15 protein-coding genes are annotated in these 13,958 nt (G+C 59.2%); 7 read left to right on the plus strand and 8 right to left on the minus strand.

Annotated elements, in window-relative coordinates:
* Positions 1–9 precede the first annotated feature (9 nt).
* Both ACRQ1B_RS07615 and ACRQ1B_RS07620 read left to right on the plus strand, forming a co-directional pair.
* A complete protein-coding gene (locus ACRQ1B_RS07615; RefSeq protein ID WP_432293025.1) occupies positions 10–1,197 on the plus strand; it encodes a GNAT family N-acetyltransferase in 1,188 nt (395 codons plus the stop codon).
* 36 nt (positions 1,198–1,233) lie between these two features.
* Positions 1,234–1,665, plus strand: coding sequence for an HIT family protein (locus ACRQ1B_RS07620; protein WP_432293026.1), 432 nt, complete (start codon positions 1,234–1,236; stop codon positions 1,663–1,665).
* Here the strand turns inward: ACRQ1B_RS07620 and ACRQ1B_RS07625 are convergent, their stop codons facing one another.
* The 7 genes from ACRQ1B_RS07625 to ACRQ1B_RS07655 form a co-directional block, all read right to left on the minus strand.
* Positions 1,666–2,007 (minus strand): AzlD domain-containing protein, encoded by a 342-nt coding sequence (locus ACRQ1B_RS07625; RefSeq protein WP_432293837.1) that lies wholly within the window; start codon positions 2,005–2,007, stop codon positions 1,666–1,668. It abuts the gene before it with no gap.
* Positions 2,004–2,735, minus strand: a complete 732-nt coding sequence (locus ACRQ1B_RS07630; RefSeq protein ID WP_432293027.1) for an AzlC family ABC transporter permease — start codon at positions 2,733–2,735, stop codon at positions 2,004–2,006. Before ACRQ1B_RS07630 ends, ACRQ1B_RS07625 begins: the two co-directional genes overlap by 4 nt.
* A gap of 97 nt (positions 2,736–2,832) precedes the next feature.
* Positions 2,833–5,361 carry an ATP-dependent Clp protease ATP-binding subunit ClpA gene (clpA, locus tag ACRQ1B_RS07635; protein ID WP_432293028.1) on the minus strand — a complete coding sequence of 843 codons (2,529 nt, stop codon included), beginning with the start codon at positions 5,359–5,361 and terminating at the stop codon, positions 2,833–2,835.
* Between the two features lie 9 nt (positions 5,362–5,370).
* On the minus strand, positions 5,371–5,724 hold the full coding sequence (gene clpS, locus ACRQ1B_RS07640) for an ATP-dependent Clp protease adapter ClpS (RefSeq protein ID WP_432293029.1): 354 nt from the start codon (positions 5,722–5,724) through the stop codon (positions 5,371–5,373).
* Positions 5,725–6,078: 354 nt separating this feature from the next.
* Entirely contained in the window at positions 6,079–6,282 is a 204-nt protein-coding gene (locus tag ACRQ1B_RS07645) for a DUF3126 family protein (RefSeq protein WP_112731183.1), read from the minus strand.
* Positions 6,283–6,407: 125 nt separating this feature from the next.
* Positions 6,408–7,232, minus strand: coding sequence for a serine O-acetyltransferase (cysE, locus tag ACRQ1B_RS07650; RefSeq protein ID WP_432293030.1), 825 nt, complete (start codon positions 7,230–7,232; stop codon positions 6,408–6,410).
* A 103-nt stretch (positions 7,233–7,335) separates the two neighbouring features.
* Positions 7,336–8,112: an alpha/beta fold hydrolase gene (locus ACRQ1B_RS07655; protein ID WP_432293031.1), complete on the minus strand. Its 777-nt coding sequence runs from the start codon at positions 8,110–8,112 to the stop codon at positions 7,336–7,338.
* A gap of 168 nt (positions 8,113–8,280) precedes the next feature.
* Between ACRQ1B_RS07655 and ACRQ1B_RS07660 the strand changes: the two genes are divergently transcribed.
* From ACRQ1B_RS07660 to ACRQ1B_RS07670, 3 genes are all read left to right on the plus strand, one after another.
* Positions 8,281–8,535 (plus strand): hypothetical protein, encoded by a 255-nt coding sequence (locus tag ACRQ1B_RS07660; RefSeq protein WP_432293032.1) that lies wholly within the window; start codon positions 8,281–8,283, stop codon positions 8,533–8,535.
* A 113-nt stretch (positions 8,536–8,648) separates the two neighbouring features.
* The gene (locus ACRQ1B_RS07665; protein WP_432293033.1) at positions 8,649–8,894 is read left to right on the plus strand and encodes a zinc-finger domain-containing protein; all 246 of its coding nucleotides are present in this window, start codon (positions 8,649–8,651) and stop codon (positions 8,892–8,894) included.
* Between the two features lie 16 nt (positions 8,895–8,910).
* Entirely contained in the window at positions 8,911–10,080 is a 1,170-nt protein-coding gene (locus ACRQ1B_RS07670; RefSeq protein ID WP_432293034.1) for an FAD-dependent monooxygenase, read from the plus strand.
* Here the strand turns inward: ACRQ1B_RS07670 and ACRQ1B_RS07675 are convergent, their stop codons facing one another.
* Positions 10,081–11,274: a cystathionine beta-lyase gene (locus tag ACRQ1B_RS07675; protein WP_432293035.1), complete on the minus strand. Its 1,194-nt coding sequence runs from the start codon at positions 11,272–11,274 to the stop codon at positions 10,081–10,083.
* A 343-nt stretch (positions 11,275–11,617) separates the two neighbouring features.
* Between ACRQ1B_RS07675 and ACRQ1B_RS07680 the strand changes: the two genes are divergently transcribed.
* Together ACRQ1B_RS07680 and ACRQ1B_RS07685 are read left to right on the plus strand one after the other, a co-directional pair.
* On the plus strand, positions 11,618–12,640 hold the full coding sequence (locus ACRQ1B_RS07680; RefSeq protein ID WP_432293036.1) for an amino acid ABC transporter substrate-binding protein: 1,023 nt from the start codon (positions 11,618–11,620) through the stop codon (positions 12,638–12,640).
* 122 nt (positions 12,641–12,762) lie between these two features.
* Positions 12,763–13,956, plus strand: coding sequence for an amino acid ABC transporter permease (locus ACRQ1B_RS07685; protein ID WP_432293037.1), 1,194 nt, complete (start codon positions 12,763–12,765; stop codon positions 13,954–13,956).
* Positions 13,957–13,958 lie beyond the last annotated feature (2 nt).

A 13,958-nucleotide genomic window follows, 5' to 3' on the forward strand; every position in this document is an offset into this window, starting at 1 on the left:
AAGAGACGCATGACCGGAAATCTCACGATCCGCATCGAAAACGCGTTCAAAGCGATCAGCCCGCAAAGCTGGTCGCGCCTCTCCGGAACCCACCGGGGCGGCACCCTGCCCTACAATCCCTTCCTCTCCCACGCCTATCTCTCCGCTCTGGAAGAATCCGGCTCGGCCACGGCCAGGACCGGCTGGCATGGCCATCATCTTCTGCTGGAAACCGAAGGCGGAAAACTGATCGGCGCCATTCCCGGTTATCTGAAAAGCCATAGCCAGGGCGAATACGTGTTCGACCACGGCTGGGCCGACGCCTTCGAGCGTGCCGGCGGGCGCTATTATCCCAAACTGCAATGCACCGTGCCGTTCACGCCTGCCACTGGCCCGCGCCTGCTGACCGCCGAAGGCTACGACGCTGACGTGATGCAGGACACGCTGGCGGCCGGATTGCAGGAAGTCACGCGCCAACTCGGCATTTCATCCGCCCACGTCACTTTCGTGCGAGAAGAGGAACTGGCGGCGCTGGAGGATGACGGTTATCTGCACCGCACCGATCAGCAGTTCCATTTCATCAACAATGGTTATGCCGATCACGCGGCTTTTCTCGACACATTGTCATCCCGCAAGCGCAAGGACCTGAAAAAGGAACGCCGCGCGGCACTCGAAAACGGCATCACCATAGACTGGCTGACCGGTTCGGACCTCACGGAAGAAATCTGGGACCAGTTTTTTACCTTCTACATGGATACCGGCGGCCGCAAATGGGGCCGGCCCTATCTCACACGCCAATTCTATTCGCTGATCGGCGAGCGCATGCCCGATGACATCCTGCTGGTAATGGCCAAGCGCGAAGGCAAATACATTGCAGGCGCCATCAACTTCATCGGAGAGGATGCGCTTTACGGCCGCCACTGGGGCTGTATCGAGGATCACCCGTTTCTGCATTTCGAGGTCTGTTACCATCAGGCCATCGATTTCGCATTGGCCAAGGGCCTGAAACGCGTCGAGGCCGGCGCACAGGGCGAACACAAGCTGGCGCGTGGTTATCTGCCCGTCACCACCCATTCCGCCCATTACATCGCCCATCCGGGCCTTCGAAATGCCGTTGCCCAATATCTCGAGCGCGAGCGGCGTGACGTTGAGGAAATGAGCGGTTACTTAAGCGAACACAGCCCGTTCCGCAAAGGCGAACGGCAGGAACAAGACTGAAACGCGGAAAAGCACCCCTAAGGAGAGGATTTATCCATGAGCGGCATCGCCTATGACGACGGCAACATTTTTGCAAAGATCCTGCGCGGCGAAATCCCCTGCCACCGCGTTTATGAAGACGCCGATACGCTGGCCTTCATGGATGTGATGCCACAGGCGCCGGGCCATCTCCTCGTCATCCCCAAGCAGCCGTCACGCAACATGCTGGATGCCGATCCGGCAGTCCTCGCCAAAACGATTGCCGTGGTGCAGAAACTCGCCAAGGCCGCCAAGGACGCTTTTGATGCGGATGGCGTGTTTATCGCGCAGTTCAACGAACCGGCTGCCGGCCAGACCGTCTTTCACCTGCATTTCCACATCATCCCGCGCCACGAGGGTGCGGCACTGAAACCGCATTCCGGCAAAATGGAAGATGGCGACGTGCTTGCCACCAACGCCGAAAAAATCATCGGCGAACTCGGCAACTGATTACGGCTGCAACAGCAGCAATCCGCCAATCAGAATGGCGATCGGCACCAGCACGCCGACCGCCACTCTTTTTCCCGTCCCGAGAAACACCGCAAACCCGATGCCCGCAGCGGCCAGACGCAGCCAGAGCGGCGAGTTGGCAAGCGTGCCGGTCGGGAATACGATCAGCTTGGCCGTGACCGCCATCACAAGCGCGGTCGCTACCGCCCGCACCCAATACAGCGCCTCGGAATCCTCGTTCAGCCGGTGGCCGATCAGCACGCCCATCCAGCGCCAGATATCGGTCGCCAGAAACCCGGCAACCACGATGACCACATAGGTCCACCAGCCATCCGCCATCAGATCCGCCCTCCGCCGGCCTTGCGCCGCCGATATCGATCGATCAGATAGGCGACCGTGCCGCCGCCGATGCCGGCGACCAGAACATCAAATCCGGGCACCACCAGCGCCAGTGTCGGCCCGGCGACGATGCCGATGACAAAGGCGAGCTTGACCACCGGCTGCACCGCACTCGCCCATAGCGACGATATGAAATAGACGGGCGTCAGCATGAATAGCGCGCCTGCGATGACTGGCGGAAATTGCGAGACGATGCCGTAGCTGACGCCGACGATCAGCGTATTCGTCAGCGTCAGCGTCATGCCGAAACCGGCAAAAAACGCCACGCGATATTCACGCGGCACGTCGCGCAGATGCCGCGAGGCAAAGACCCAGGATGTGATGGCGATGAAATGCGATACGAACAGCAGCACCGGCAGCGGTGTCTTCTTCGCGCGCATTTCCGGCATGATCGACGCCACCATCGGCATCATGCGGATCGATGACAGCGTGACCGCGATGAAGGACGCCGTGATATGGGCATTGCCGAGCATGCTGCCGACGAGAATCATCTGCGCCGGCAAGGCCCAGATGCCGAGCGTCATGGCGACGGCCTCGCCGCGCGTCAGCCCTGATTCCAGCGCGAAGGCGCTGAAGCCGACATAGGATGTCATCAGGATGAAGGCGGGCAAGGAGAAAATGCCGCGCATGCCGGTCAGGAACCAGCCGAGATTGCCGCGAGGTGAAGACATGGGTTGTCCGGTTATCATTCATCAACCGGACTACAAAAACGACGATGCCGGGACAAGCCCGGCATCGCAATGTTTAGAGAGAACCGACCCAGGCGGCTCACTTTTTCTTCGGCACTTTCGGCACAGCGCCAGCCTTTTTCGGAGCGGCCTTGGCAGGCTTCTCCTCGGCGATCACGTCACCATCGTCCACGACCTCAGCCTTGGCAGAACCCTTGGCTTTCGGTTCGGACTTCTTGGCCGTTTTCGGCTTCGAAACCTTACCCTTTGCCTCGGACGTCGCGCCCTTCACTTCGGCCTCCGGCTTCGGCTTCACCGGCGCGGCTTCGGAAATGCATTCGAGCTTCAGCGTGTCCTTGCCTTCGCCGTCCTTGCCGACCGTCACATTGACCACACCACCCTTGCGCAGCTTGCCGAACAGGATCTCGTTGGCGAGCGGCTTCTTGATGTACTCCTGGATGACACGCGACAGCGGCCGCGCACCCATCTTTTCATCATAGCCCTTGTCGGCCAGCCAGGCGATCGCATCCTGATGCAGGTCGAACGTGACATTGCGCTCGGAGAGCTGGGTTTCCAGCTGCATGACGAACTTCTGGACAACCTGATGGATGACCTCCGTCGGCAGCGGTGCGAACGGAATGATCGCATCGAGACGGTTGCGGAATTCCGGCGTGAACAGGCGGTTCAATGCCTCTTCGTCTTCACCGGTGCGCTTGGAGGAACCGAAGCCGATGGCGGCCTTGGCCATTTCCGATGCGCCCGCATTGGTCGTCATGATCAGGATGACGTTACGGAAATCGATCTTCTTGCCGTTGTGGTCGGTCAGCGAACCATGGTCCATGACCTGCAGCAGGATATTGTAGATATCCGGATGCGCCTTCTCGATTTCGTCGAGCAGGACCACGGAATGCGGATGCTGGTCGACGCCATCGGTCAGAAGACCGCCCTGGTCGAAACCGACATAACCGGGAGGTGCGCCGAGCAGTCGCGAGACCGTGTGGCGTTCCATGTATTCCGACATGTCGAAGCGCAGCATTTCCACGCCGAGCGAAGAAGCAAGCTGTTTGGCCACTTCCGTCTTGCCGACGCCGGTTGGGCCGGAGAAGACGTAGGAGCCGATCGGCTTGTTCGGTTCGCGAAGACCTGCACGGGCAAGCTTGATCGCCGTCGACAGCGCCTCGATCGCCTTGTCCTGACCGTAGACGACGGAACGCAGTTCCTTTTCCAGGTTGGCGAGAACCATCTCGTCATCCTTGGACACTGTCTTCGCCGGAATGCGGGCCATCGTGGCGATCGTCGCCTCGATTTCCTTCTCGGTGATCAGCTTGCGGCGCTTGGAAGCGGTCAGCAGCATCTGCGCCGCACCGGTCTCGTCGATCACGTCGATCGCCTTGTCCGGCAGCTTGCGGTCGGAGATGTAGCGGGCCGAAAGCTCGACAGCCGCCTTGATCGCCTCATTGGTGTAACGCAGCTTGTGGTATTCTTCGAAATAGGGTTTCAGGCCCTTCATGATTTCGATCGCATCGTCGATCGACGGCTCATTGACGTCGATCTTCTGGAAACGACGGACCAGAGCCCGGTCCTTTTCAAAGAACTGGCGATATTCCTTATAGGTGGTCGAACCGATGCAGCGGATCTGACCCGAGGACAGAGCCGGCTTCAACAGGTTGGACGCATCCATGGCACCGCCCGACGTCGCACCCGCACCGATGACGGTGTGGATTTCGTCGATGAACAGGACCGCGCCCGGAAACTCTTCGAGTTCCTTGACGACCTGTTTCAGGCGTTCCTCGAAGTCACCGCGATACCGGGTGCCGGCGAGCAGCGTGCCCATGTCGAGCGAGAAGATCGTCGCATCGGCGAGCGCTTCCGGCACCTTGCCTTCAACGATACGCTTGGCGAGTCCTTCGGCGATCGCCGTCTTGCCCACGCCCGGATCACCCACATAAAGCGGGTTGTTCTTGGAGCGGCGGCAAAGCACCTGGATCGTGCGATTGACCTCCGAATGGCGACCGATCAGCGGATCGATGCGACCGTCCTTGGCCTTGTCGTTCAGGTTGACGCAATAGGCCTTGAGTGCATCGGCAGGCTTCTTGGTCGCACCATCATCCTGCTCGCGCGAGGACGAGGATTTGGCATCCGCATCACCTTCTTCGGCACCGCGCGGCGTGCGCGTTTGCGATGCACCCGGCCGCTTGCCGATGCCGTGACTGATATAGTTGACCGCATCATAGCGCGTCATTTCCTGCTCCTGCAGGAAGAAGGCGGCGTGGCTCTCGCGCTCGGCAAAGATGGCGACGAGCACGTTGGCACCGGTCACTTCCTCACGGCCGGAAGACTGGACGTGGATAACGGCGCGCTGGATGACGCGCTGGAAGCCGGATGTCGGTTTAGAATCCTCGTCGTAGCCGGTGACGAGGTTGGCAAGTTCGTTATCGACGTAATCGGAAACCGTCTTGCGAAGATTGTCCAGATTGACATTGCACGCGCCCATCACAGCCGCCGCATCGGAATCGTCGATCAGCGCGAGGAGCAGATGCTCCAGCGTTGCATATTCGTGGTGCCGCTCATTGGCGAAGGTCAGTGCCTGATGCAGCGCCTTTTCGAGACTAGGCGAAAATGTTGGCACGGCGTTACCTCACTTCTTTTCCATAACACATTGCAGCGGATGCTGATGCTGTCGGGCGAAATCCATGACCTGACTTACTTTGGTCTCTGCGACCTCATACGTAAAGACACCACATTCTCCCACGCCATGATTGTGAACGTGGAGCATGATGCGCGTCGCCGCGTCGAGGTCTTTCTGGAAAAAACGCTCCAGAACATGAATGACGAACTCCATGGGAGTGTAGTCGTCATTCAGCAAAAGCACACGGTAGAGACTTGGCTTCTTGGTCTTCGGTTTCGTTCGGGTGATCACCGAAGTTCCGCGATTACCTTCGTCGCCGTTTCCGTTCTTGTCGTCCTGCATAAAGATCGGCGCTGCGATCATCGTCTTTCATTCCCCAGTCGTCCGGCAGCCGATCATTGGGAGGTTGATCGAACCGGACATTGGACCTTTAACTTAGTTCATTCGCGAAGGATTTTAAGCCCTCCACGCTCCTGCGCAATCACAATTCCGAAACGGAAGTCATCCATGAAGCGGAAAATGCGGGACTGCACGACAGTATCAAGTCATCCCGACAACGATTGATCTCGCTGTTGTCGGTCATATAGGAGCGGCGGCTCATCGAAAAAAGATGCGCCCGCTAGCTTGCGCCGGGCCGACTTGCGAACGTCCCTGTTGCCGGCCATGAAAAAAGCGGGCCTGAAGCCCGCTCCGTTCATGTCCGGTATCCGATGTCGATCAAAGATCGACGTCGAGGATCGCCATCGAGAAGTTGTAGGAACGCTCTTCGTCCTCGTCGTCCACGTAGACAACGCCCAAAAATTCGTCGCCGGCATAGACCTCGGCCGAGTCATCCTTGCGCGGGCGCGCCTTGACCACGAAGGTCGGGTTGAAAACGCGCTTGAAATAGGCGTCGAGTTTCTTGATTTCGTCCGGTTTCACTGGCGTTTCTCCGTCTGTCGTTCGTGTTGCGGCGCTTGTGACATGGGTTGGCGGGAATTGTAAAGACGGGAAAAACCGCCATCCTCAATGATGAGAATGGCGAGATAGCGCACTGGCTTTCAGGGTCAATCCTCGGCCAGCAGCATCTGGTTCATGACGCGCGACGGCTCCGAGCAGCCGGCATTGCCGACAACCTTTGCGGGAACACCGGCAACCGTGGTATTGTGCGGCACGGGCTTGAGCACGACGGAACCGGCAGCAACACGTGAGCAATGGCCGATCTCGATATTGCCGAGGATTTTGGCCCCTGCCCCGATCAGCACGCCATCCCCGATCTTCGGGTGACGGTCGGCGCCTTCCTTGCCGGTACCGCCCAGCGTCACGCCATGCAGGATCGACACATTGTCACCGATCACCGCCGTTTCGCCGACGACGAGGCCCGTGGCATGGTCAAGGAAGATGCCCTTGCCGATGCGGGCGGCGGGATTGATGTCCGTCTGGAACACGCTGGAAGAACGGCTCTGCATGTAAAGCGCGAAATCGCGGCGACCGCGGTTCATCAGCCAGTGCGCAAGGCGATGCGTCTGCAGGGCATGAAAACCCTTGAAATACAGTACGGCCTCGAGGAAGCGCAGGCAGGCAGGATCACGGTCGTAAACGGCCTGGATATCGACGCGCAGGATGGCGCCCCATTCCGGCCAGTCGGCCAGCATTTCCTCAAACGTCTGGCGCAGGAGAACGGCCTGCAGATCCGGATGGTCGAGGCGCTCGCAGATGCGATGGATGACGCAGTCTTCCAGCGAACGATGGTTCAGCACCGTCGAATAGAGAAAGGCGGCAAGCAATGGATCGTGCTCCGCTCCGGCGCGCGCTTCCTGGCGCAGCGTATCCCAGATCGGATCCACCATGGCGACGGCATCCTTCTGCAGGGCCTCGTGACGTGCGGACATGGAGACTTCCTTGTTTCTTCAGGCGCTCATTATATAGAACAAGTTTGCGACGATACCAATGGCACTGGAAATGCATTCCGGTGAACCATAGGTTCAGCGCCATTCAAAGGCTTGCATAGAATTCCAGCACAGCCGCCTTGAACACGCGGTCGCCGACGGCCAGCATGTGGTCGCGGTTCGGTATGTCCAGCGCCTGCGCGCGAGGCATCAGTGCCGCCAGTTCCTCCGGCGAACCGGCGATATCATCCTTGGTACCGACACCGATCAGCGTCGGAATGTCGATCTTGCCCATATCGGAACGCTCGACCAGATCGCGCGAGCCACGGATGCAGGCTGCCAGCGCATCACGGTCACTTTTCGTCTGCTCGGCGAACATGCGGAACATGCGGCCGCGTTCATGCGTGACATCGTCCACGGACGGCGCCACCAGCGCATCCGCGATCGGATCCCAGTCACCGACGCCATCAGTCATACCGATGCCCAGACCACCAAGAACCAGCGAGCGGATACGCTCCGGGTTGGCAAGTGCCGCAAAGGTGGAGATGCGCGCGCCCATGGAATAGCCCATGAAATGCGCCTGATCGATGCCGAGATGATCGAGCAGCGCGATCGCATCGGTCGCCATCACCCACGGGCGATAGGCTTCGGCGTCGCGCGGCTTGTCGCTTGTGCCATGGCCACGATTGTCGAGCGCGATGACGCGGTAGCCCGCCTCGCCCAGCGTTTTCAGCCAGCCCGGATGCACCCAGTTGACCGTCGCCGTCGAGGCAAAACCGTGGATCAGCAGCACCGGATCGCCGGACGGCTCGCCTTCGTCGAAAAACGAAATCTTCAGGCCATCATGGTCGAACTGCGAAAAGGTCGGGGCATTGAGGTTCATGGCATATCCTGTCTGGACGGCATATTTCGTCTCGCGGCCTTGATAGCATGAAGCCGCCTTCGGTGCTTAAACGCAATTTTTGGTGCAAGTTTCAAGTGCGCGCGATCAAATCCACTTCATCATGACGATGACGCGGTCTATAAGCGCGGCAAATCGAAAGGACAAATCTTGGCTGCACGCGACCGATATTCCCGAAAGCTCGAATGCTCGCAATGCGGACACGCCGGTTATGCCGAGGTCTCCGAGGACGACGATCCGCGCCGCAAGACGCCGGGATTTCAAGTGGACGAGATGCCGGTCGGTTTTGTCACGGAATTCGCCTCGAACGATCCGCGCAAACACATGATCCGCTGCCGCTGCGGCCACAAGTTCCGCTTCGAACAGAAGACCGTTTATGCGCCGGGCGGAGAACCGAGACGCTGAACTGACAGACGACAAGATGCGACCTTTCCGAGAATGGTCACATTAGAATTTTTCCTACACATTCAGCGGGCCTCACTATATGGTCCGTCGCAACACATCGATCGGAGACGAACATGGCCGGGCATGCAATTCCTCACTTCCAGAACGACGGCGGTCACGCGGTCATCGCGATCGGTGTCAAGGAATTCATGTGCACGGGCGCCAACGTGCCCTTCGACCATCCGCACATCTATATCGATATGGGCGACGACAACGAGAAGGTCTGCTCCTATTGCTCGACGCTCTATCGCTACAATCCGACACTGAAGGCCGACCAGACCGAGCCGGCCGGTTGCGTGTTCCACGTCAAGGCGGCCTGACCTCCGGTCCAAGCCCATGACAATCAAAAGAGTTGCGATCGTCGGCGCCGGCATGGCCGGCCTGACGGCGGCCTTGGCATTGGCGCGTCGCGGCATTGCCAGCGATATCATCGAACAGGCAACGCGCCTTGAGGAAGTCGGCGCGGGCCTTCAGGTGTCGCCGAACGCTTCGCGCATTCTCGCCGAACTCGGCGTCCTGAAATCACTGGAAACGGTCTGGAACGAGCCCGATCACATCGCGCTCGCTTCCGGCCTGTCGCTTCGCGTTCTGGCCAATGTGCCGGTCGGTCGCTTCGCGCGCGAGCGTTGGCGCGCGCCTTACGGCGTATTGCACCGGACAACCCTCCAGAGCGCCCTGCTCTCGGCTGTCCAGCAACAGCCTTTGTGCGCACTCCATCTCGGCGCCCGTCTCGATCATCCTGACCTTGATGCATTTGCCGCCACGACCGGCCATCGTCCTGACCTCGTCATCGGTGCGGACGGCGTCTGGTCGCAGGTGCGCACCATCGTACCGCAGTCACCCATCCCCACTTTTTCCGGCAACATCGCCTGGCGCCTGACCATACCGGCACGCAAGGCGCCGCCGGCGCTGAAGGTCAATGCGGTCACCGCCTTCATGGGACCGGGCGCACATCTGGTTTCCTATCCGCTGAAAGAAATCGACGGCTACAACGTCGTTGCCATCTCCACGGGCCTCAATCCGGGTCAGACATGGCAGGCACATGCCAATACAAAACAGCACGACCTGCTGATGCGGCAGTTCTCGCTGTGGCATTCACAAATCCAGGAACTGCTCAGTCAGGCGAAAGACGCAACCTTCTGGCCCCTCTACGAAGTCGAGCGCGGGCAGTGGCACAATGGCCACGACACCGTCCTGATCGGCGACGCGGCCCATGCCATGATGCCGTTTGCCGCCCAGGGTGCCTCGATGGCGATTGAGGATGCGGCACGTCTTGCCGTGCATATCAGCCGCTCGGGCACGTTGGCGGAACGGCTTACCGCTTTCGAACAGGAACGGGTGGCCAGAACCGACAAGGTGCGCAATCGCGGCGCATTCAATCGTTTCGCCTATCACGCCCGTGGGCCCGTTCGGCTGGCGCGTGATGCGGTTCTTTCGTTGCGGTCGCCGCAATCGCTTGCGGCTGACCTGGACTGGCTCTACGGCTTCAACGCCGCCGATCCCTGATCATTTTACCGCGGCAGCCGCCGCGTTGAAGCCGGCTTCAAGGTCACGCTTGATGTCGGCGACATCTTCTAACCCGATCTGCAGGCGGATGACCGGGCCTTCGCTCGGCGCCTTGCGGATCGTGCGGTCCGACAGGTTGACCGGCACGGCGAGACTTTCATAACCGCCCCAGGAATAACCGAGGCCAAAAAGTTTCAGCGCATCCAGAAAGGCATGCGAGCGCGTCTTGAACTCCGCCTGCTCATCGACCTTGAGCACGAAGGAAAACACACCGCTCGCGCCCTTGAAGTCACGTTTCCAGATGTCGTGCCCCGGAAAGCTCGGCAATGCCGGATGCAGAACCTTGGCGACATCGTCGCGGCTTTCCAGCCATTTGGCGATTTCCAGCGCGCTTTTCTGGTGGTGTTCGAGACGAATGCCCATGGTGCGGAGACCGCGCAGGATCTGGTAGGAATCGTCCGGCGCACCGCAAATGCCCATGGCGCCATGGGCTGCCAGAAGTGCCGGCCAGTGTTTTGCATTGGCCGAAACTGACCCCATGACGACATCGGAATGACCCGACGGATATTTTGTCGTCGCGTGGATGGAAACGTCGACACCGAAATCGAGCGGGCGGAAATAAAGCGGCGTCGCCCAGGTATTGTCCATGGTGACCACGCAGTCATGCCTGTGCGCCGCATCGCTGATGGCGCGGATATCCTGCATTTCCATCGTGTTCGAACCCGGCGCTTCCGTATGCACGAGTTTCGTGTTCGGACGGATCAGGGCTTCGATGCCAGCGCCGATTTCGGGATCGTAATATTCGACCTCGACGCCCAGTCTTTTCAGCATCGTATTGCAGAAATGCCGAGCCGGTTCATAAACCGAATCGACGATCAGCGCATGATCCCCCGCCGACAGATAGGCGAGGAACGGAATGCTGATGGCGGCCAGTCCCGACGGCACCAGAACTGTGCCGGCAGACCCCTCCAATTCATCCAGCGCCTCGCATAGTGCGTCTGTCGTGGTCGTGCCGCGGGTACCATAGGTATATTTCTGATCGTGACGCTCCATCGTGCGGCAATCGGGGAAAAGCACAGTCGACGCGTGGACCACCGGAGGATTGACGAAACCGTGATAATCACGCGGATTGTAGCCGACATGCGCAAGCCGCGTGTTTGGTCCAGCATTGTCTAAAAAAGTGTCTTTTGTCATATCCTGCTCACGGCCCTCTTTCAAAGATTTGACGCAATCTTTGGCAGACGTGCGGCAGGAGGGTCAAGCCGCAGGCAAAACCGAGAAAATATCGGCGCTCCCATAGCTTAGAGCTTATGCAACCCATGCTCAGTTATTGAGCTTTTGCTCGCACACTGTGCATATTTTCGCATTTGTTATGGTTTGAGGCAGGAATTAGGCAGGCGCATCTTGACCATGACTGGTTTTGCGACTGTGATAGGCATTGCTCGTCATGGGGAGGCCTTGCGAGCAGTCAGGGCAGCGAGCAGTTATGCTTTGCAGCCGGCTGGGATCCATCACAAAAACAGATAAGGTTGGGAAAATGAAAAAGACGCTTCTGTCAGCTGCAATTGGCGCAGCAGTCCTGGGCATCGGCTCGGCGGCATCCGCGGCCACGCTCGACGACGTCAAGGCCAAGGGTTTTGTCCAGTGCGGCGTCAACACCGGTCTCGCTGGCTTTGCACAGCCGGATGCATCCGGCGCCTGGAAAGGTTTCGACGTCGATTACTGCCGCGCCGTTGCAGCCGCGATTTTCAACGATGCCAGCAAAGTGAAATACACGCCAACCACCGCGCAGAGCCGCTTTACCGCCCTGCAGTCGGGTGAAGTCGATATTCTGGCCCGTAACACCACCTGGACCATCAGCCGCGACACCGCGCTGGGCTTCAACTTCCGTTACGTCAACTACTATGACGGCCAGGGCTTCATGGTTCCGAAGTCACTGAACGTGAAGTCGGCTCTCGAACTGTCCGGCGCCGCCGTCTGCGTTCAGTCCGGCACCACGACCGAACTCAACCTCGCCGACTATTTCCGCACCAACAACCTGCAGTACAACCCGGTCGTCTTCGAAAAGCTCGAAGAAGTGAACGCCGCCTACCAGGCCGGCCGTTGCGACGTTTACACGACCGACCAGTCGGGCCTGTATGCCACGCGTCTGGCGCTCTCCAACCCGGACGAGCACGTCATTCTGCCGGAAATCATCTCCAAGGAGCCGCTCGCACCGGCCGTCCGTCAGGGTGATGACAAGTGGCTCGACGTCGTGACCTGGGTCGGTTACGCCCTGGTTCAGGCCGAAGAATTCGGCATTACCCAGGCCAATGTCGATGAGTTCAAGAACTCAACCAACCCGGACATCAAGCGCTTCCTCGGCACCGAAACCGATACCAAGATCGGCACCGACCTCGGCCTGACCAACGACTGGGCCTATAACGTGATCAAGGGCGTCGGCAATTACGGCGAAGTTTTTGAGCGCAATATCGGCCAGGGCAGCCCGCTGAAGATCGCTCGCGGCCTCAACGCTCTGTGGAGCAAGGGCGGCCTGCAATACGCACCGCCGGTCCGCTAATCGCATGATCTGAAAGTCCGCAAGGTGGCCCCGCCCCTTGCGGATTTTTCTTCCTGAACGTCTAAAAACAAAAATAAAAACAAACAAAAGGCCCATAAGAGGCTACAGGGGATTGGCATAGCATGACGGATAAAGCCGTAATTGCGCCCCCGCCCAAGCGGGAAACCACATCACTTATCTACGACCCCAAGGTTCGCAGCATCTTCTTCCAGGTGTTGACCGTGGTTGTCATCGTCGTTTCTGTCATGTGGATCGCCCACAATGTCAGCACCAACCTCGCCCGCTCGAATACGGCTTCGGGTTTCGGCTTTCTGAACGGCCGCTCGGGCTTCGATATCGGCCAGTCTCTGATCGCCTATTCCAGCGATTCGACCTATGGCCGCGCCATTTTGGTCGGCTTCCTCAACACGCTTCTGATTGCCGTCACCGGCATCATTACCGCGACGATCGTCGGTTTCATCATCGGTATCGGGCGCCTTTCGAAGAACTGGCTGATCGCCAAGCTCTGCACGGTCTATGTGGAAGTATTCCGCAACATTCCGCCGCTGCTGGTTATCTTCTTCTGGTATTCCGGCGTTCTGGCCATCTTGCCGCAACCGCGCGATGCCATTCAGGGACCTCTTTCGACCTTCCTCAGCAATCGCGGCCTGACCTTTCCTTATCCGGTCTGGGGTGAAGGCGCATCGATGCTTCCGATTGCCTTCGTCGTCGCGGTCATCGCTGCAATCGGCTTCGGCTTCTGGCAAAAGAAGCGCCAGATGCGGACCGGCAAGCAATTGCCGACCGGCTGGATCGCTGCGGCCATCATCATCGGCCTGACGCTCGTCACATTTTTCGCCATGGGTTCACCGCTCACCTTCGACTATCCGATCGAAGGTCGCTTCAACCTGTCCGGCGGGGGCAATATCCGGCCGGAATTCGTCGCACTCTATCTCGCCTTGTCGCTTTATACGGCTGCCTTCATTGCGGAGATCATCCGCGCCGGCATCAAGGGCGTCGGCAAGGGGCAAACTGAGGCGGCGGCGGCACTCGGCCTGCAGCCGAACAAGACGACGCAGCTCGTCGTCGTGCCGCAGGCCTTCCGCATCATCATTCCGCCGCTGACCAGCCAGTATCTCAACCTGACGAAAAACTCGTCTCTGGGTGTGGCAATCGGCTTTCCCGAACTGTTCTCTACCGGCAGCACCTCGCTGAACCAGACCGGTCAGGCGATCGAGATGATCTCGATCATGCTGACCATCTACCTGACCATCAGCATCGTCACCTCGCTGTTCATGAACTGGTTCAATGCCAAAATGGCCCTGGTGGAGAGATAAGC

The organism is Endobacterium panacihumi (genome assembly GCF_050847465.1).
GTDB lineage: Bacteria > Pseudomonadota > Alphaproteobacteria > Rhizobiales > Rhizobiaceae > Neorhizobium > Neorhizobium panacihumi.